Origin of the sequence: Lichenicola cladoniae (assembly GCF_013201075.1) — a bacterium.
In the GTDB taxonomy this organism is placed as follows: domain Bacteria; phylum Pseudomonadota; class Alphaproteobacteria; order Acetobacterales; family Acetobacteraceae; genus Lichenicola; species Lichenicola cladoniae.
In genome coordinates this window covers 4,721,481-4,740,329 of sequence record NZ_CP053708.1, presented here as the reverse complement: position 1 = coordinate 4,740,329, position 18,849 = coordinate 4,721,481, and the positions used below count along the sequence as shown (strand labels likewise).

Sequence of the window (18,849 nt, the reverse complement as noted above, 5' to 3'; positions counted from 1 at the left end):
GCCAGAGTGGAATTGTTCGAGCAGCTGCGTCAGGAGCATGAATTTGGCGTCGGCACGATTGCCGGTGTGGCGGCCAAGTTCGGGGTTCATCGACGGATGGTGCGGCAGGCGATCGTCGGTGCGGTGCCGCCGGCGCATCGCTACCCGGCGCGAGCGCAGCCAAAACTCGGCCTGGTCATGGCGTTCATCGATCAGGTGCTGGACGAGGATCGACGTGCGCCGCGCAAGCAGCGGCATACGGCACGGCGCATCTACCGCCGGATCCTGACCGAGTTTCCGGACGCGGCTGTCGCGGAGTCTACCGTGCGCAACCATGTTCGGTCCCGCAAACGGGCCCTGGGCCTGGTCCGGCGCGAGACGTTCGTGCCGCAGAGCTACGCCGTGGGCGTCGAGGCCCAGGTGGATTGGTATGAGGCCTGGGTCGATCTGGGCGACGAGCGGACCAGGGTGCAGGTGTTCGCGATGCGCTCGATGGCTAGCGGGGCGGCGTTCCACCGGGCGTATCTGCATGCGACGCAACAGGCGTTTCTCGAAGCGCACGAGCATGCGTTCGATTATTTCGGCGGCGTGTTCCGGCTGCTGCGTTACGACAATCTGGCCAGCGCGGTGCGCAAAATCCTGCGGGGCTACCGGCGGGAGGAGACGGTCCGGTTCGTGGCGTTCCGTTCGCATTGGCGTTTCCAGGCGGAGTTCTGCACGCCCGGCGAGGGTCATGAGAAAGGCGGCATCGAGGGAGAGGGCGGCTACTTCCGCCGCAACCACCTTGTCCCGGTGCCCCATGTTGCCGACCTGGACGCCCTGAATGCGCTGTTGCTGACCGGGTGCCGTCACGACGAGGCGCGGATCCTGGATGGCCGCACGGAGCCTGTCGGCATCGCCATGGCGGCGGAGCGCCCGCATCTTCTGGCGCGTGTGCCCGAAGGATTCGATCTAGCGGACGTGACGACACCTCTGGTCGACAAGCAGGGCTGCGTGATGGTCAAGACCAACGCCTACTCGGTGCCGCTCCGCGCGGGCACGCGGGTGGAAGCACGCGTATATCCGCTGCACGTCGAAATCTGGCACGCCGGCCGCCGGGTTGCACGGCACGAGCGCTGCCACAGCCGTCGCCAGCAGGTGCTGGACCTTGAGCATTACCTGGACGTGCTGAGCCACAAGCCAGGCGCCTTTGCAGGCTCCAAGCCGCTGGCACAATGGCGCGCGGCCGGTCGCTGGCCCGCCTGCTACGACGAACTCTGGGAGCGGCTGCTGGCCAGGCACGGCAAACAGAATGGCACCCGCGCCATGGTGGCGGTCGTGGCGCTGGGGCAGGAGTTCGGCCACGACAAGCTGCGCGTCGCGGTCACCGCGGCGGTGTCGCTTGGGGCCTGTGACGTGGCGGCGGTGCGTTATCTGCTGACAGAAGCAGCGCTGCGCAAAGGCCAACCCTGTGCGGTCGATGTTGGCGAACTGGCCCGTTACGACCGGCCGATGCCGACGATGGCCGAGTATGACGTGCTGCTCTCGGCGCCCTGCGCGGGCACGGCATGATGGCCGACCTCCAGGACCAAGCCATCCGGCAGCACTGCAAGGCGCTGCGCATGCCGACGATCGGCGGCCAGTTCGCGCGGCTGGCAGACGCCGCCACCCGCGAGGGACACTCCCACATCGGCTACCTCGAGGCGCTGCTGGCCGCCGAGATGGAGGAGCGCGAGAGCCGGGCGATTGCGCGGCTGCTGCACGAGGCCAGACTGCCGCGCATGAAAACCCTCGACGCGTTCGAATTCGACCGCTCCGGGGTTGCCGCCACTCAACTGCGGACATTGGCCGAAGGCGACTACATAACCAGGGCAGAGCCGATCCTGCTGGTCGGCGATGCCGGCACGGGAAAGACCCATCTGGCGACGGGCTTGTGCGTGGCCGCCTGCCGGCAGCGGCGACGGGTCCGGTTCACCACGGCAACGGCATTGGTCAACGAGCTGGCCGAGGCGGCGCACGCCAACCAGCTCAGCCGCGCGCTGGGTCGTTGGGAGCGGCTGGACCTGATCTGCATCGACGAACTGGGCTACGTGCCGCTCGCCGAAACCGCTTGCGAGCTGATGTTCCAGGTCATCGCCGACAGGGCGGAGAAGGCGGCGGTGATCGTCACAACCAACCTGCCATTCTCCGAATGGTCACAGGTCATCCCCAACCCGCGTCTGTGCAAGGCGCTGATCGATCGCCTGACTGACCGCGCGCACATCATCACGACCGGCACAGACTCCTATCGGTTCCGCCGTACGACGGCACAGCGCAAAGCGCCCAAGCCCTGACACCGCGAACCCAAGAAGACGACCGACGTGCTGGTCCTGGCCGCGGCCAGGACCAGCACGTCAAACACCGGGAGGTGGGCCAGAATTCATCAGCACAACTGGGCCAAAATTCGTTGTCACAGCCACCGCATCGCGCCCTGGGTTTCGGGCTTGTCTGCAATGGTTGCCGGGGCAGTGCTGGTTCCTGTTGGGGTTGCGATCGGGCACCCGCTGGTGGCGCTGCTCGGCTTCCCTGTCCTGGGCTTCGGCACAGGGCTCGCCTATCGGTTGTCACTGGTGGTGCTGACCAAGGGGAGCGAGCCCGCCCGTCAAGGTGCATTGGCATCGCTCTATGGAGCGGTGACTTACGGCGCAGCGACTGTAGGATCGCTGGCTGCAGGATTGATCGGTAATCTCATAGGTCTGAAGTCGACGATCGTCGGCATCTTTCTGCTCATCGCAGTCTTCTCAGCATGGTTTACGGCATGCGCTCCGAGGTTACGCGATGGACGCGAAATTGAGGTCGCCTAAAGTCATTGCCTTGCTTGCCTTCTCGATCATGCCGGACTTGCTCGCACTGCCCGAACATCGCGCTTACTCAGGTCACAAGGTGCATCAGGCATCCCGTTGCTCGCGCGCATATCGCATGGGCGGCAAGCCGACGTGGCGAGCGAACGCGACGCTGAACGTGCTTGCGGAGCTGTACCCCACGCTTTGCGCCACTTCGGCGACGCCACCGCCTTCCCGCCGCAGCAGATCCTTCGCCAGGGCCATCCGCCAATGGAGCAGATACTCCATCGGGGCGACGCCCACCGCCCGTCTGAACCGCTCGAAGAATGTCGATCTGGAAAGCGCCGTCTTCCTTGCCAACTCCGCGACCGTCCAAGGATGGGTAGGCCGTTCGTGCATGAGCCGCAGAGCGGTGGCGAGACGTTCGTCGCCAAGCCCCCGCACCAGCCCCGGCGATGTCCCAGGCCCCTTGGTGGAGCGGAGTGCCTCGATGAGGATGACCTCGAGCAGATGCGCCAGAATGACGTCTCGGCCAGGGCGCCTTTGCCTGGACTCCTCATCCACGAGTTGCACGAGGGTCGCTAACCTGCTCTCGCCGCGAACGTGGATGAGCTGCGGAAGGAGGGACACCAGCAGGGACGCGTCTGACGAGCCGAACACGCAATAGCCAATGAGCGCTCGAACATCAGGCGGTCCGTCTTGGCAACCGATCCGGAACTGTCCCGGCGTCAACTCTATCGGATATGTCCCGGCATCCTTCACAGTCACCGGTTCGAGGCTGGACATCGTGAAGTCATACGCGGCCGGGATCAGAACGAAGTCGCCCGTCTCGAGGGTCATCTCCTCGTGTCCATAAACTGCAAGGCGCAGCGAACCGCCCAGGATCACGGAGTAGAACGGACGCCCCGCCTCCACGCGGCTGACCCGCCACTGGCCCGCGCCTTCGACAACCTTCGAGAACGAGGCGCTCGGCTGGAGCAAGGTAACAATCTCGGCAAGCGGATCGCTCAATCTGGACTCTGGGACATACATTCCGGACTTGCGATCGTAGCACGTCCGACTGCCAATACCTATTTTAGTCTGGTAGAACAACTACAGGAGCCTCCCATGAAGACCATCTTGATCACCGGTTGTTCGTCCGGATTCGGTCTGGAGACTGCCCGCTATTTTCTCGATCGCGAGTGGACAGTCATCGCGACAATGCGCACGCCGCGCGAAGATCTGCTGCCCCGGTCCGAGCGGCTGCGGATCCTGCCTCTCGATGTCACGGACCCGGAAAGCATTCGCGTGTCCGTAGACACGGCCGGGCCTATCGACGTCCTGGTCAACAACGCGGGCGTCGGAGTGCTGAATGCCCTTGAAGGCACGTCGATGGAGACGATCCGCGACGTCTTCGAGACCAACACCTTCGGCACGATGGCTATGATTCAGGCTGTCCTGCCCCAGTTCAGGGAGCGGAACGCCGGGGTCGTCATCAATGTCACGTCGACCGTGACCCTGAAGCCGCTCCATCTTTTGTCGGTCTATACAGCCAGCAAAGCTGCGGTGAACGCGTTCTCGGAATCTCTCGCGCTGGAAGTGGCGCAGTTCAACGTGCGCGTGAACCTGGTGCTTCCTGGACTGGCTCCGGAGACTAGCTTCGGCGACAACGCCCGAACTCGTATGCAGAACGGCATTCCGGAACCTTATTCTGCCATCGCCCAGGGCGTCTTCGCGAATTTCGAAAACCCAGGCTTGATCACTCGGTCGATTGACGTGGCCGAAGCGGTCTGGCGGGCGGCGACCGACCCAACATGCCCATTCCGCTTACCCGCTGGCGCAGACGCCGTAGCGCTGGCTTCAGCAAGCTGAACAACTGGAAGGGCAGACGGCCGGCCTGTACGCCCTTCAAGAGGCTGCCTTCCGGTAGGGTAGGGAAGCGCTGATCCGGCTTCAACAGCCGTAAGATGCCTGTCCGGGTTAGAGGCGACGAAGAACAATTAGACGTCGACAGCAGTCGTCCAGCTATATCGGCTTGATCGGGGCGGCTGCGGTTATGCGTGGTGCAGCGAAGCCCAGGCTGGCGTGGACGACGCTTGGATGTCGCACCTTGGATGGCCGTCCAAGCGTGTGCATTCGTTGATCCGCCCCTTCCCAACCCGGCAGCGTGGAAACATCTTGCGTCCAGTGCACGACACTTGCCTCGTCGCACTATTCCTGCAGTTTTGGCATAGCCCTCAAGTGCGCGCCGCCAGTCATGTAAGCACGCATGGCCGCCTGATCCCGCCACAGCGTCATGGTCCAGAACGTGAGCTTACGGTCTTGCAGCAGGGAGCATTCCAGGAACCCGTGCGCCTGCTTGCACTGTCGCAAGGAGTTGAGTGCGTACAGCGCGAAACGCGGCATGAACCGAGCCGAGCGGATACGCAGCCGGGTGACGCTGACAAAGGTCATGGTGTCTTCTCCCGATAGCCGCGACAGGACGACGCCTGCCTTGGGATTGCTTGAACGTTTTGCCGCCGACCGGGGGCCCATCAGCCCTATGAGGTTGGAGCGCCCACGCTGGACCGGTGGTGTTTCAGCCTCTGCGAAACGCAGGCCGATTGGCATCGTGACCATGGCTTCGTACAGCGCTGGATGCTGGTAGGCGAAGCTAGGGCACGACAGAACCAGACTTTGACTGATCCATGTTCCATCTCAGGTGGCTTTTGGGAGCAGGAGCGGAAACGGTGCGGCGTTACAAGGCCGGGGACTGACCTTCAACCCGACCAGAGCGTTGGTGCAAAATCGAATGTCTCCCAAGAACGGGCTTTCTCTTGCCTATTTCTATGTTGCGTCTAATAGGCCCGCCCCTTCCGGGGCACACAGGTCCCGCCTTATGATCGCATCGACGAAATCGATCATAAGACGAACCTTCACAGTCAATCCGCGTCGCGAGGGATAAACAGCACTGATGGGAAGCGATTCGGCTTCATAATCCTGCAGCACGCAGCGCAGCGCGCCGGATTTGAGCTCTGGCGCTACTATCCATGCTGGAACATGGACGATGCCAAGATGAGCCAGCGCTGCCGCCCTGATCTGCTCGCCGTCATCAGAGCGATATCTTCCGTCTGGATGATGGATCATGGCTACACCGTCCTGCCCCTTGAAGACCCACGGCCGGACTTCCTCTCGGCTGGTAAATGCCACACAGGCATGGTGGACAAGGGCCGCAGGATTCGTCGGCACGCCGAAGCGTTCAAAATAGGTGGGGGTGGCAACGGTTATGATCGGGCTGCTGGCGAGCTTCCGTGCCGTCATCGCCGAGTCCGCAAGATCGCCGTGGCGAATAGCAAGGTCAATGCCGTTCTCTACCAGGTTGACCTGCCTGTGGGAGACCCACATGTCTACGGAAATACCAGGGTGGCATTCAAGGAACTCGTGCAGGTTGGGCACAATGTAAAGCCGCCCGAACACCGGCGCCACGCTGATACGGACAAGCCCCGCAGGAGCTGATTGGCCACGGCCGGCCAAGCGCTCCAATGCCGCGTAATCGTCCAGCAGCTGGGCGGCGGATGCGTAGAAGGCCTGTCCTGTTTCGGTCATTCGCAGTTTTCGCGAGGTGCGCAGGAGTAATTGCGTGCCGAGATGTGCTTCCAGAGCAGCAACCTGCTTGCTGGCGGCTGATTGTCCGATACCAGCCTCACGGGCGGCCGCCGAGAAGCTGCCCCGCTCCACGACGCGAACGAAAAGGCGGATGGAATCAAGCCGGTCCATAGTAGCCCCAAAAGTCCTGGATGGAATACATGCTAGTCTATTAAGCTGTCTAGAAGGCGAAATAGGAATGGATCATGTCCTCCGCAGCACCGCGAACAGGTCGCGTGCACAAGGAAAGATGACCATGACAGAGATCGCCGCTCCCGGCCTGGTTGAGATATTCCATCAGATTTCAGATGCTGATCGCGAAGCCGAGATCGTGGTTCTCAGCGCGATGCGTGCGCATTTTCTGAACCTCACGGGCACGATGCGCGAGGCCTACGACGCCATGACAGCGATGACACCCATCGCGCCCGGTGTCGATCTCGCGGACGTCCATGAGCAGGCGGTGAGCGGCTGGTGGGTAAGCCCCTGTAACGCGCCCTCCGACCGGGCAATTCTATTCTTGAGCTGCTGCCGGTTTCGTGGACACCGAGATTAGGGTGTTTCATGAGATTGGAGGGTGGGGATGGTACGGCGACAGTTCAGCCGAGAGTTCAAGCTGGAGGCGGTCCGGCTGGTCAAGGAGCGTGGTGTTTCGGTGGTGCAAGCCAGCCGAGACTTGGATGTCGGTGAAAACATCCTGCGGCGTTGGATCAAGGAGCTCACTGCGGATCCTGGGCAGGCCTTTCCGGGTCACGGCCAGGTCAAGCCCGAGCAGCAGGAGATCGATCGGCTGCGGCGTGAGGTCGCCAAGCTCAAGGCTGAGCGCGACATTCTAAAAAAAGCCGCGGCCTACTTCGCGAGGGAGTTGTTGTGAAGTTCGGCTTCATCGCGAAACATCGAGGGATCTGGCCGGTGCGGTGGCTTTGCGAGGCGCTCGATGTCTCGCGCAGTGGGTTTCATGCCTGGCTCTCCCGGTCGCCCAGTGCCCGGGCGCGCGGTGACGAGGTTCTCGGCGCCCAGATCAAGGCCAGCTTCGTCGGCAGTGACCGGACCTATGGCGCCCGGCGGGTCTGGCACGACGTGCTGGCCGAGGGGGCCGCATGCGGGCTGCACCGTGTCGAGCGGTTGATGCGTGAGCACGCCTTGCGGGCAAGGCCACGCCGCCGGGGTCTGCCTTCGGACAAGGGCACCCGGCACGAAGCGGCAGACAACGTGCTGGATCGCCAGTTCGACGCCACGACGCCAAACCAGAAGTGGATCGCCGACTTCACCTATCTCTGGACAGCCGAGGGCTGGCTCTACGTAGCGGCCGTCATCGACCTGTTTTCACGCCGCGTGGTGGGCTGGTCGATGAGCGCGACCATGACCGCCCAGCTCGTCGCGGATGCGCTGATGATGGCGATCTGGCGCCGCGGTAAACCAAACGCGCTGCTCCACCACTCGGATCAGGGAAGCCAATATAGCAGTGAGCAGTTTCAGAAGCTCCTAGTGGATCACGGCGTCACATGCAGCATGAGCCGGTCGGGTAACGTCTGGGACAATGCAGCGATGGAGAGCTTCTTCTCCTCGCTGAAAACCGAGCGGACAGCTCGCAAGGTGTATCGCACCCGGGACCAGGCCCGGGCTGACGTGTTCGATTACATCGAGCGGTTCTACAACCCGCGCCGACGCCACTCGACCATCGGATATCTGAGCCCTATGGAGTTCGAGCGTATCAAAGCGTCAGCTTAAGTTGTGTGTCCACAGAACCGGCAGCAGCTCATCTTGCACGGGGGTGCCTATATGATGGGCTCGGCGAAAGCATATCGCGGCCTCGCCAGCCAGTTGGCTGCGCGGACAGGCGTTGCGGTATTCGTGCTGGATTATCCTCTGGCACCGGAGCATCCGTTTCCGGCTGCGTTTGACGCGACCGTCGCGGCCCGCAGATGGTTAGGTGAGAGCGGCTTCCATCGGATCGCTCTTGCCGGTGATTCCGCAGGCGGGGCATTGGCGCTGGGGGCAGCCGCCAAAGGGGATGACCAATCACCCATAATCGCCTCGGTGGTGGTCTTCTCGCCTTGGACCGACCTGACTCTCAGCGGCGCCTCGTTTACCGATCCTGCGACCCACGACCCCGTCTTCCGGCCGCCACAGGTCCTGGCGGATGCCGCGATGACCTACTTGGCGGGTGCGGACCCAGAGGATGGGCGTGCTTCACCTCTCTTTGATGTCCCTAGGTCGCTGCCACCCTTGGCCATCCAGGTGGGGAGTGACGAGGTCTTGCTGGACGACGCACGACGCTATGCCGAGGCAGCTAATGCGCTGGGCGGTATAGTTCTGTTAGACGTCTATGAAGGGCTGCACCACGTCTTTCAGAGATCCGTTGAGAGCATCCAGGGCGCTCGCGACGCCATGGACGCCGCAGCTTCGTTCGTCACCGATCACTGGCGCTGAACAAATAATAGGCGGGTTTATCGCGAAAGAGCAGCTCGAACGGATACGAGATGGGAAAGACCCGCGGCGGCATGGATACCCGGTGCGGACCATTATTCTTTTCTTGAAAGAGCATTTTTCAAGTTCTATTGTATTATAATCCTCTGCATGTCGGAAAAAGAATAAGCCTTTACAGGCTGGCTAGAGGACCCGTCCGACGTTCTCAGGTCGGTAGGTGATTGGGATAATTGCTTCCCGATTGAGCATCGCCGCGGCGATATAGTCACGCATCCGGCAGCCCGTAACCGAAACGATGAGCCGGGGCTGGACTAGGCGGGCGTCCGGTGCGTGAGATCTATGTCCCCGACCTGCGCATCAGGTCAGTGATTAAAATCCCGACAGGAAATATCCCCTACTGCAGGTGCCATCCCGCCGCAGCCGATCTCTTAAACGCTCGCCAGCCATTACCGTCGTTCAAGTGTTGCAATTAGAAGGTAAAGGGCGCGGGTAATCTGCCTCTAGCGGCAGTCGGCGACATCAGAGTGGGAAGCGTTGGCAGCCTGCCCCTCTATTGCTGCATTCGACCCAAGCTGACGTCCACTACACCAGCTGATTGGTCAAAGTTGGCCGGAAGCGGCATGACGTCGGTAATCGTCTGGTCTTCCTTGATTTGAAAACAATAGTGAGAACGATGTTCAACGGCGGAGCCGTCTCACGACTGGGCAAGATCGGTGTCAAAGGCTTCATGCGTCAGCGGGTAGCCATTACGTAAGGTTCAGACCTCCATCGGCGAGCACAATTTCACCGGTCAGATAGTCCGAATCGATCAGCATCATCACGATTTGGGCGATATCCGCCGGGCTAGCGGCCCGCTTCATGGGCGACCGTTCCTGCCAAAGCTGCTGGGCAGCAGTCCAATCTGCTGTCAGAGGTGTGTCCACGAGGCCTGGGGCAACGGCATTGACCCTTATATTCGGGGCAAGCGCTACGGCGAGGAGGCGAGTGACGTGGTTCAACGCTGCCTTGGACGCGGCATAAGGGATTGATGCGCCTTTGGGGCGGACGCCAGCGTGTGAGCTGACATTCACGACACAGGCCGGTCGACCGCGACGGGCCGCATCTTTCAGAGCGATTTCAGCCTCCGCCACAAGGCGAAACGGAGCGACCACGTTGACTTCGTGAAGTTCATGCCAGATGTCAGGCGACGCCGTCTTGAGATCGGCATGAGGAATAACGCGGCTGATACCCGCGTTGTTGACGAGGACGTCAAGGCGATCCCAGCAAGACACGGCCTCTCGCACAAGCCTGACCCTGTCGGCATCGTCGGCCAAGTCAGCCTGAATATACGTAGCCTTTCCGAGTTCGGCGGCAAGAGCGTGCCCCGCTTCGGCAGAGCTGCGCGAGTGTAAAATCACGGCATATCCCTCGCTGACCAAGCGCCGCGCTATCGCAACACCGATTCCAGAAGTTGAGCCCGTCACGAGAGCAACGGGCGAGGAGCAATTTGCAGTCTGTTTCAAAAGAATATTCTCCCGGCTGTGAACTTTCCTAGCCGACCAGCTCCTGGACAGCACACTACACCTATGTCCGCTTCGGGAAGACCTCTGAGGAGCTGCGAACTGCCGCTTCTGGCGCGAAGCAGCCAGCGGCGACCGGGTAGGTCATCCAATTGTCAAGCGGCTTACTTGTGAATGACAGTGGCGCTGAGACTCGTCGTTCGTCAGCACGGGTGTCTCAGACCGACATAATCTGTCAGTTGCGAGGCGAGATAATCGAACAGACTTCTGATACGCCTTACGGTTCGGAGGTCCTCATGCACGACCAGCCAGATGCCGAGTTGGGCCAGGACAAGCTCAGGCAGGACAGCCACCAAGTCGGGATTTTGCCGACCGAGCGGTTCCTGGCAGTAACCGATGCCGTATCCAGCACGTAGCGCCTCGACGACACCGAGTTCGGAGTTGCAGCGGAATGCGAACTGATGCTCAACCCCAAGGACGTGCTGGATCCTGTGTGCATGCTCCTCTCGGCCGATGAGCGTATGACGCGGCAGGTCGTGCACGGTGGCAGGCAGGCCATGACGCTGGACATAATCCCTGTGCGCGAACAGGCGGACTGGAACCTCGCCGATCCTCAGCGACACCAGGGCTGCCTGGGTCGGGGTCGTGTTGCGGACCGCAAGATCGGCGTCGTGGCGCAGGATGTCTTCGTTGCGGTCACTCAGCGACAGTTCGATGTCTACGCCGGGATTGGCGTTACGAAACCTGGTCAGCATGGATGGCAGGGCGAGGCCGCCCATGGCCTCGCTTGCAGCCAGCCGAACGGTGCCTTGAAGCGCATCATCGGCTCCCGAGGCGGCACGCAGCAGGCTTGCAGCCGCCGCCGCCATGGCTTCGGCATACGGCAAAAGGGATAGCGCGCGTTCCGTCGGCCTCAAGCCATCCGTTGAGCGGGTGAACAAGGGCAGGCTGAGCGTGCGCTCCAGGGCAGCGATCTGGCGGCTGAGAGTCGGCTGGGTCAGGTTGAGGCTGCGGGCAGCAGCTGAAAGGCTGCCGTCGCGTGATACGGCGAGGAACGCCCGCCACAGATGCCATTCAGGATCCACCATACGTTTATGTATAGCCGACCAACGCGTTTCATCAATGTCTGTCAGTATGACCCGAGATCATTCTTCTCCTTGGCAGCAAGGAGACGGACAATGACGAAGAAGAAGCTGGCGCTGGTGATCGGCGCGACTGGTGGCATAGGAGGGGAAGTCGCCCTGGCGCTGCTGCGACACGGCTGGACAGTTCGCGGCCTTGCACGTGACCTAATTCGAGCCGGTCAAACCGGTCCGGCAGGGGTCGACTGGGTGCTGGGTGATGCCATGCGGGAAGAGGACGTAGTGCGTGCCGCAGAGTCCGTCGACCTGATCTTCCACGGCGCCAACCCGCCCGGCTATCGCAATTGGCGTGGTCTTGCCATTCCAATGCTGCGCAACGCGATCTCGGCAGCCAAGGCGGTCAATGCACGCCTGGTCTATCCTGCCAGCGTCTATGTCTACGGGCGTGAGGCGGGACATGTCGTGGCGGAGGATGCGCCGCAGCATCCCCAAACGCGGAAAGGGCGCATACGCGTCGAGATGGAGGCGATGTTGCATGAGGCCTCGGTCACGGGCCTGCGCACGCTTATCGTGCGCGCAGGCGACTACTATGGACCGCAAGCTCCCAGTTCCTGGGTTAGCTCAGTTCTCCTGGGTAACGGCACGGACCTGCGCCGAGTGGTAACGCCCGAACGGCCCGGGATCGGGCATGCCTGGGCCTACCTCCCAGACTTGGCGGAGGTCGTGGCATCGTTGGCCGACCGAGACGGCGACCTGGCGGACGAGGAGCGGCTGCACTTCGGTGGCCATTTCCTCCAAGGGCGTGAAATGGCGGATGCCGTTCAGCGCTTGCTGGGCGGTGGGGTTCCAATCAGGCCGTTCAACTGGCTACCGGTCTATCTCGCCGCCCCGTTCGTGACCTTCCTGCGCGAAGTGATCGAGATGCGTTATCTGTGGCAAGTCCCGCTATGTCTCGACAACCGGCGCCTGGTCGCTCTGCTCGGCCAGGAACCACACACGGCGCTAGACGAGGCGGTTCTCGTCAGTCGTACTGGGCTGCGGAGGCGGCCCGGTTGACGCACACGTCCTGGGCCGCAACTTTTTCACAAGTCGTAAGCAGATAGTTTCCGGTCCGCTCGCAGGCAAGAAAAACGAGCGTCGATATACGCCTCGAAAGCGGAGCTACCCTGCTGCCAAATTCTCTCTGCGTAGGATCTGACGTTTATGGAACTGTATCGTTACACCGGCTTGTTGAGTCCAGCAGGCGACAGGGTAAAGATCTCGCAGCCGCTCTCAGTTACGCCAACGCTGTGCTCGAACTGCGCGGACAGGCTGCAGTCACGGGCCACGGCCGTCCAGCCATCACTGAGCACCTTCACCTCAAACCGTCCCGCGTTGACCATCGGCTCCACCGTCAGGAACATGCCGGGACGGAGCCTGATGCCTTCGCCTTTCTGCCCGTAATTTAAAACGTCGGGAGCGCCATGGTAAACACGGCCAAGGCCATGGCCGCAGAAATCCCGCACCACGCTGAACTGCGCGGCCTCGACGTAATCCTGAATAGCGAAGCCGACATCGCCCAATGTCGCCTCAGGGCGCACGGCTGCGATGCCGCGCATCATCGCCTCGTAGGCAACCTCGATCAGACGTATCGCGCGGATGCCGATCTTGCCGACCGTATACATGCGGCTGCTGTCCCCATGCCACCCATCTAGGATAACGGCGAGGTCGATGTTGAGAATATCTCCCTCAATCAGAACTCGACCTCCAGGTATGCCATGACAGACGATATGGTTCAGAGAGATGCAGGTTGCATGCGTGTAGCCCCGGTAGCCGAGGGAAGCCGGAATGGCACCGTGGTCCAGAATGAATTCGTGACACACTTGGTCCACGTCCGCAGTCGTGATGCCCTCACGAACCTGCGCTGTGATCATGTCGAGGGTCTCTGCCGCAAGCCTTCCGGCTGCACGCATGCCCTCGAAATCCTCGTGCGTGTGCAGCTTGATGAGCCGTTCATCGACTAAATTGTTCATGATTATTCTAAAGCGATGTTGGTGAGAGGGTCTCACGCGGATCGCGGGCTCGCGGCGTAATGACGCTGTCGAATTGCACCCCGGCATGAAGTTCGGCGATCATCTGCCCGGCAAAAGCAGGGACAATACCAACTCCGATTAGGTGTGAGCGGAGGATGGCGACAGGCGCGTCAAAGATCAGGAACTTGGCACGCGCAAGGTCTTCCTCCCGAATCATACCGTCCCCGATCCTGGAAACGCAGGCGCGGAAGGCGTGATCCATCTCGCTCTCCAGCTGCTCCATCTCCTTTCGCAATAACTCTGGAGGCGGCGTGTCCTCAAACAGGGAAACGGGCTCATGCAGCAGCAGGAAGCGTGCACGGAGCCGGTCCTCGCCTACCCAAGGCAGCAGCGCTAGGGCAGCCTCACGCGGGCGGGCGGCCTGCAGCAGTGGCGTCAGTACCCTCGCCAGCGCGCCGTAGCTCGCGTTCCAGGCCGTAGCAAGAATGGCCGACCGGGATTTAAACCGATGATAGATTGATCCGGTCGGTGCGCCGACGCGGTGCGCTATTGCCTGCATTGTTGCAGCTCTAGGGCCACTCTCGGCCACGAGGGCGACAGCGGCATCAATAAAGTGCTGTGCCGAGAAGTGAGCAGTTCTGACCATGCAAATAGTTTAGACGTTCTAGAATGCTTCGTCTATATTCTCGTTCCCCCTGCATCGTGATGCGCTTGAGCGGACTGCCGCAAATTTCATCCATACGGTTATGCACAACTGCAACTCGAACTCGCCTAGAGCACCTTCTACGTCCCTTTAGGACGAGCCGGTTCGACAAGACGCTGTACTACTGGACCGGTATAGCGACTTACACCAAGCTTTAATCAGCCGGTCGATGACATGTCTCTGTAAAGCGCTAGCTGAGCATCGAAAGCTCGCTTGTAGGCAGGCCGCGCCTCACCGCGGGCAACATAGGCGGCGAGGTTGGGATACTCCGTCAAAACGCCCGACATTTTCAACCTGAGCAGCACCGACACCATCATCAGGTCACCCGCGCTGAACGCGCCGTCGAGCCAGTCTGCGTCACCCAAGTGGCTGGAAAGTTGACCCAACCGGATGCGGATACGATCCATGACCAGTGGCAGGCGCGCCGGGGTCCAGGGTTTGTCGCCCTCCACAAGCTTTGCCGTCACGAGTTCAAGGATAGTTGGCTCCACGGTGTTGAGCGCAGCGAACATCCAGGTCATCGCACGCCCTCGTGCATGAGCGTCTCCAGGCAGCAAGCCCGAATGGCGTTCGGCAATATGAAACACGATTGCCCCGGTCTCGAACAAGGTGAGACCGCCATCTTGATATGTTGGTATTTGCCCGAAAGGATGCAGCGCCAGATGCACGGGTTCTTTCATAGCCAGGAAGGAGACAAGGCGAACCTCATAGGGTTGGCCGACTTCTTCCAGCGCCCAGCGAACGCGCGTATCACGCGCCAATCCACGCCCGCCATCGGGTGACCGTTCAAACGCGGTAATGGTGATGGTCATGATGACGCATCTCTTGGTTTGTAGCCCGGACGATCTTGGTGACGATACATGAGGCTCCCCGCTTGAGCTATCTCATCAGCATATTTCAAGATGAGGAAGATTTGATTAAACCGGAGTATTAAGAGCCTACTAACGTTTCCATTTAGGACCACCTTCCATACCTCCTGCACCAGGAACCTTTTCTTTTCCAGGTGCGCCCGTTTTAGCGACTGCGCCTTGGCTCGGGCCTTGCCTGTCGCAGCTGACGGTCAACGGATCTGGATGCGCAACGTATAGCCCGCCTCCCCGCCATAGGCGGGCCCCATCATGAACAAGTATCGACCTCGACCATCCAACAGCCGTCCGTTATCGCCCTTAGGGCGTCGGATCCCATCCACGCCGTGGACCCCCCTTGCTTGAAGAAGAATGGAAGCTCTGCTCGGCACACACGTCTCTTACTCGGCGAGCCCATTCGACTTTCATCGGCCGGGAGCGTGGGCCGGACGCTCCCATTTGTGTCCCGCAGGTGCTTCATGCCGGATCTTGTCTGCCTGTTCTCGACACCGACCCAGAGCCAGATGTGGCTTGCAACAGGTGTCGACGGATAACGTCGATTGACGTAGTCGCGCTGGAGCGAGGACCTTTCGGTCAGCACTTGGAAGGTATGCCAGTCCGCCTGCTCCGCAAAGCCGATAAGACGTGCAACGACATCAATCGGGTGATTCCTCTCGTCCATCATGAGCCTGGCCGCCTCCACCCGAAGGTAATCGACAGCCTGGGTTGGTGCCAGGCGATTACAGCTCATGCCGCATTATGTGACGCCGTCCGCCCTTAACGTGGAGCTTTGCAAGACCACATCGTGATCTAGAGCGAGGAGCACAGACATGACCGACGAAGACGGACTGATGCCGGTTGGCGCCGAGGGCGCACAGTTGAAGCAGCAGATCACTGAAAACAAGTCCGATAAGAAGACTGAGCCGTTCGACCCTGGCGCTTCCATGCTTGGCACCGACAATGAGGCTGGTTCCGAGATTGACGTCGATGAGATGGCGCAGGCTCGCAAGGCACCCCCGCCGCCCACCTGAGCCGGTCGCGATAAGCTGATCACGAGCGGTAGCATCGTAATGTACTCGATCCGTGAGGCGCATGGTGCAGGGCGTCACGGATCTAGCCCGGATTATGCACGAGCGTCATGTTGGGGGCATCGGTAGACGATTACACCACAATCGGAAGCCGTGTGCACAGCTTGCGTTCGTCCTGGGTCGGGTGGGATGAACTGGCTTGGACCATCGGCTGTGTCCAAGGCGGCTGAAGCACTGCATTATAGCAGAGTTTCGTGCGCCTCAACGTTCTGACGCCAAGTAAAGCACCTAGATGCATTTGGGTGGTTATCCCGCGGCAAACATCTGGCCTGGGTGTCGGCATGTCGCCACTGCGGTGTCGAGGTGCTGTCTGGCGAACAGGTGCCGCTGTTCCGCAACTTCGCTGGCTGTTACCAGGGTGAAGGGAGACAGCCGCAGGTTTTGCAGGGATATTTTTAATGCTGAAACAAGCCGTCTTTTGGTGAGCCGCTCGAAAATACAGAGCAAAACCAGAGTAGAGTAGAATAGAGTAGAATATAACTCTGGAGCTACTACCTTAATCTCTAATGACCATTAGAACTCGTCTGTCAAAACGAGGAAGGTCTCTTGCCGAAACTGTTTGGTTGCAAGGGTGCCGCTTATGACTGTCGCCGCCAAGTCTTGGCCTCGAACGGCCGCTCCCCTTATGATCAAACGGTTTATGACGTCAACAATCCCCATCGCTTTATAGACGGCGGATTCAAGTTCCGGAGCGAACACCCACGCCGGGCCAACGGGTGTAGGGTGGTGGGATGGCAGGGCAACGACGTAAGCTAACGGTGTTTGATCGATCGATGATCGAGGTTCGCCTTTGTGATAGCTGGGGCGTGCGGGCGATTGCACGCGACTTGGATCGCTCTGCGGGCATGATTTCGGACGAGATCAATCGGCATGGCGGCGCGACCTCCTACCGGGCGCAGGCTGCGGCGACGCAGGCCGAGGCAGATCGTCGCCTGACTGGACGCAGGCCTGTTCTGGCGCATGATGGTGAGCTGTTCGGCCGTGTGGCGGGGCTTTTGCGTCTGGGTTGGTCCCCCGAGCAGATATCGGGCAGGCGTAAGCGGATGGAGGCGGGAACGGAGCAGCCACCTGGTCTGTCGGTATCGCACGAGGCAATCTACACGGCGATTTACGCCTTGCCGCGCGGTGAACTACGCCGTGAGCTGATCTCGTATTTGCGACAGGACAAGCCAATGCGCGGCCGCAAGCCAAAGGGCAGCGAACGCCGCGGCAAACTTTGCAACATGACCAACATCAAGGAACGACCTGAGGAAATCGAGGGCCGGCTGGTCCCGGGCCATTGGGAAGGCGATCTTATTCTGGGCACCGGCGGAGCGAGTGCCATCGGCACGTTGGTCGAGCGGACAAGCCGCTTTGTGGTGCTGGTGCACATGCCTACGCGCAAGTCCGATGTGGTGGCGAGCGCTTTCTCCGGCGCGCTGAATGCCATTCCCGCATCTTTGCGCAAGACGCTGACCTACGACCAAGGCAAGGAAATGGCACAGCACGAAAGCGTGGCGCTGAGCACTGGCATGAGGATCTTCTTCGCCGACCCTCACTCACCTTGGCAGCGTGGCTCCAACGAAAACACCAATGGTCTGCTGCGCCAGTATTTCCCGAAAGGCACGGCTCTGTCGGGCTTGGATCAGGACGATCTCGACATCGTTGCCGACAGCCTGAATAGCCGTCCTCGAAAGACGCTCGACTACGCGACGCCAAGCGAGCAATTCAGCATGTTGCTGGCCGGGCAGGCTGGTGTAAACAAAGTCTTCGGCGTGGGTGTTCGCTCCGGAACTTGAATCCGCCGACCTAAAGGACTGCCTATCGTTGAACGCTGCTGCCAACGTAGCCAGCACCTCCGTCGTAGCTTGAGGAACGTTCACCGATCCCGCAACGGCAAGAACCTCTTCAACCGTCCCACCATTTGCGAGGTAGTGCCTTGCTGCCGACACTCCGGCTGTCGGATGCCCCAACCGCTCGCCGTAGCGAAATAGGTCCACGGTCGTCCGAGCCGGTCCCGTAAACCGAACTGGGACCTTGATACCTCCTTGTCAATAATCTCCACATTAACCGCACCAGCATAGCTCCAGCGGACGATCGCTTGCGGCATCTTGGAACAAGCGGGCGCAAGCCCCACGAGCTCCGGTACGTCCGCGGTCCCCGGCTGATAGTATGCTCCAGTCCCCGTCCGGACGATGACACTCGCGCTCAACGCATCCGCGATTACCTGCGGTCGGATCCCGGCAGCCCGCGACGCCGAAGCCCACTGAACCGAGCCGTCAGCAAGAATCGACCTGAGCGCCTCCCGGTGCGTCATTCGAATTTCCTGGGCTGCGATATGTCGACGGCATGAGCGACTGTCGCCTCTGCAACCATGGTGCCTGATGGTTTCCTCAGCGCGCCACCACTTCAGCGGCCGTCGCCAGGTAAATCGAGCGCACGGAGTCTGTCTTGCATGAGGTCAACAGATAATTCGGAGGACTCATATCTGGAGGCATCATGCTCCCCCTGGACCCACCCCTGCGCCGGATCAACCGGGTCGGCGGCGCCCCCGACCGGACGGCGTGGCGCCTGTTTGAAGACACAAAACCCCCTGCAGATCAGGATCAAGCGGACCATGCGCGCGACATCCTGGATTTCCAGCCCGAGAACTTGTTGGCGATGGCCATGCTGGCTCATGACGCAAAGTCCGTCTTCGAGCACACCGCGATTGTCCGGGACGCCGTCAGGATTGGCCAACGCTTTGGATTCCCTGATATTCAGAATAGTTCGCAACGCGCGCTTTAGTCCAATCGTAATAAAACTGATCGTTTTCAGTAATTTAGAGCTGA

General features: G+C 60.8%; 20 protein-coding genes. 11 read left to right on the top strand and 9 right to left on the bottom strand.

Annotated features, from left to right (window positions below; all coding sequences use genetic code 11):
- The first annotated feature begins 6 nt into the window (after positions 1–6).
- Genes istA through HN018_RS21525 form a run of 3 tightly spaced genes read left to right on the top strand, consistent with a single transcriptional unit; the run spans position 7 to position 2,801 of the window.
- The gene (gene istA, locus HN018_RS21535; protein WP_172443508.1) at positions 7–1,530 is read left to right on the top strand and encodes an IS21 family transposase; all 1,524 of its coding nucleotides are present in this window, start codon (positions 7–9) and stop codon (positions 1,528–1,530) included.
- Entirely contained in the window at positions 1,527–2,291 is a 765-nt protein-coding gene (istB, locus tag HN018_RS21530) for an IS21-like element helper ATPase IstB (protein ID WP_171837082.1), read from the top strand. The genes istA and istB overlap by 4 nt, the downstream gene beginning before the upstream one ends.
- Before the next feature lie 27 nt (positions 2,292–2,318).
- Positions 2,319–2,801: a hypothetical protein gene (locus tag HN018_RS21525; RefSeq protein ID WP_172443507.1), complete on the top strand. Its 483-nt coding sequence runs from the start codon at positions 2,319–2,321 to the stop codon at positions 2,799–2,801.
- Positions 2,802–2,885: 84 nt separating this feature from the next.
- Here the strand turns inward: HN018_RS21525 and HN018_RS21520 are convergent, their stop codons facing one another.
- Positions 2,886–3,791: an AraC family transcriptional regulator gene (locus HN018_RS21520; protein ID WP_171837863.1), complete on the bottom strand. Its 906-nt coding sequence runs from the start codon at positions 3,789–3,791 to the stop codon at positions 2,886–2,888.
- 96 nt (positions 3,792–3,887) lie between these two features.
- Between HN018_RS21520 and HN018_RS21515 the strand changes: the two genes are divergently transcribed.
- Positions 3,888–4,631: an SDR family oxidoreductase gene (locus tag HN018_RS21515; RefSeq protein ID WP_171837864.1), complete on the top strand. Its 744-nt coding sequence runs from the start codon at positions 3,888–3,890 to the stop codon at positions 4,629–4,631.
- Positions 4,632–4,970: 339 nt separating this feature from the next.
- Here HN018_RS21515 and HN018_RS28485 read toward each other — a convergent pair whose 3' ends face one another.
- Both HN018_RS28485 and HN018_RS21505 read right to left on the bottom strand, forming a co-directional pair.
- Positions 4,971–5,369 (bottom strand): antibiotic biosynthesis monooxygenase family protein, encoded by a 399-nt coding sequence (locus HN018_RS28485; protein ID WP_204259606.1) that lies wholly within the window; start codon positions 5,367–5,369, stop codon positions 4,971–4,973.
- Positions 5,370–5,585: 216 nt separating this feature from the next.
- Positions 5,586–6,515, bottom strand: a complete 930-nt coding sequence (locus HN018_RS21505; protein WP_171837865.1) for a LysR family transcriptional regulator — start codon at positions 6,513–6,515, stop codon at positions 5,586–5,588.
- Positions 6,516–6,639: 124 nt separating this feature from the next.
- Here HN018_RS21505 and HN018_RS21500 point away from each other — a divergent pair, with 124 nt between their 5' ends.
- The 3 genes from HN018_RS21500 (at position 6,640) to HN018_RS21490 (ending at position 8,813) form a co-directional block, all read left to right on the top strand.
- Complete coding sequence (locus HN018_RS21500) at positions 6,640–6,936, top strand: hypothetical protein (RefSeq protein WP_171837866.1); 297 nt, start codon at positions 6,640–6,642, stop codon at positions 6,934–6,936.
- 27 nt (positions 6,937–6,963) lie between these two features.
- A protein-coding gene (locus tag HN018_RS21495) for an IS3 family transposase (protein ID WP_239478892.1) occupies positions 6,964–8,111 on the top strand; the annotation gives its coding sequence in 2 pieces (ribosomal slippage) (positions 6,964–7,225 and positions 7,225–8,111; 1,149 coding nt in all).
- A 3-nt stretch (positions 8,112–8,114) separates the two neighbouring features.
- The gene (locus HN018_RS21490; protein ID WP_275434163.1) at positions 8,115–8,813 is read left to right on the top strand and encodes an alpha/beta hydrolase fold domain-containing protein; all 699 of its coding nucleotides are present in this window, start codon (positions 8,115–8,117) and stop codon (positions 8,811–8,813) included.
- 743 nt (positions 8,814–9,556) lie between these two features.
- On the opposite strand, the gene HN018_RS21485 is transcribed toward HN018_RS21490, so the two are convergent.
- Positions 9,557–10,312 carry an SDR family NAD(P)-dependent oxidoreductase gene (locus tag HN018_RS21485; protein WP_171837963.1) on the bottom strand — a complete coding sequence of 252 codons (756 nt, stop codon included), beginning with the start codon at positions 10,310–10,312 and terminating at the stop codon, positions 9,557–9,559.
- Between the two features lie 200 nt (positions 10,313–10,512).
- A complete protein-coding gene (locus HN018_RS21480) occupies positions 10,513–11,397 on the bottom strand; it encodes a LysR family transcriptional regulator (RefSeq protein WP_171837962.1) in 885 nt (294 codons plus the stop codon).
- Between the two features lie 90 nt (positions 11,398–11,487).
- Between HN018_RS21480 and HN018_RS21475 the strand changes: the two genes are divergently transcribed.
- Positions 11,488–12,447 carry an NAD-dependent epimerase/dehydratase family protein gene (locus HN018_RS21475; protein ID WP_171837961.1) on the top strand — a complete coding sequence of 320 codons (960 nt, stop codon included), beginning with the start codon at positions 11,488–11,490 and terminating at the stop codon, positions 12,445–12,447.
- 161 nt (positions 12,448–12,608) lie between these two features.
- On the opposite strand, the gene map is transcribed toward HN018_RS21475, so the two are convergent.
- The 4 genes from map to HN018_RS29475 form a co-directional block, all read right to left on the bottom strand.
- The gene (map, locus tag HN018_RS21470) at positions 12,609–13,403 is read right to left on the bottom strand and encodes a type I methionyl aminopeptidase (RefSeq protein WP_171837960.1); all 795 of its coding nucleotides are present in this window, start codon (positions 13,401–13,403) and stop codon (positions 12,609–12,611) included.
- A 7-nt stretch (positions 13,404–13,410) separates the two neighbouring features.
- Entirely contained in the window at positions 13,411–14,049 is a 639-nt protein-coding gene (locus tag HN018_RS21465) for a TetR/AcrR family transcriptional regulator (protein ID WP_171837959.1), read from the bottom strand.
- Positions 14,050–14,264: 215 nt separating this feature from the next.
- A complete protein-coding gene (locus HN018_RS21460) occupies positions 14,265–14,918 on the bottom strand; it encodes a glutathione S-transferase family protein (protein WP_171837958.1) in 654 nt (217 codons plus the stop codon).
- A 304-nt stretch (positions 14,919–15,222) separates the two neighbouring features.
- Positions 15,223–15,633, bottom strand: a complete 411-nt coding sequence (locus HN018_RS29475; RefSeq protein ID WP_408886813.1) for a DUF5131 family protein — start codon at positions 15,631–15,633, stop codon at positions 15,223–15,225.
- Between the two features lie 148 nt (positions 15,634–15,781).
- Between HN018_RS29475 and HN018_RS21450 the strand changes: the two genes are divergently transcribed.
- From HN018_RS21450 to HN018_RS21440, 3 genes are all read left to right on the top strand, one after another.
- A complete protein-coding gene (locus tag HN018_RS21450) occupies positions 15,782–15,982 on the top strand; it encodes a hypothetical protein (RefSeq protein WP_171837956.1) in 201 nt (66 codons plus the stop codon).
- Between the two features lie 788 nt (positions 15,983–16,770).
- The gene (locus tag HN018_RS21445; RefSeq protein WP_172443453.1) at positions 16,771–17,817 is read left to right on the top strand and encodes an IS30 family transposase; all 1,047 of its coding nucleotides are present in this window, start codon (positions 16,771–16,773) and stop codon (positions 17,815–17,817) included.
- 700 nt (positions 17,818–18,517) lie between these two features.
- Positions 18,518–18,805 (top strand): hypothetical protein, encoded by a 288-nt coding sequence (locus tag HN018_RS21440; RefSeq protein WP_171836908.1) that lies wholly within the window; start codon positions 18,518–18,520, stop codon positions 18,803–18,805.
- Positions 18,806–18,849: the final 44 nt, after the last annotated feature.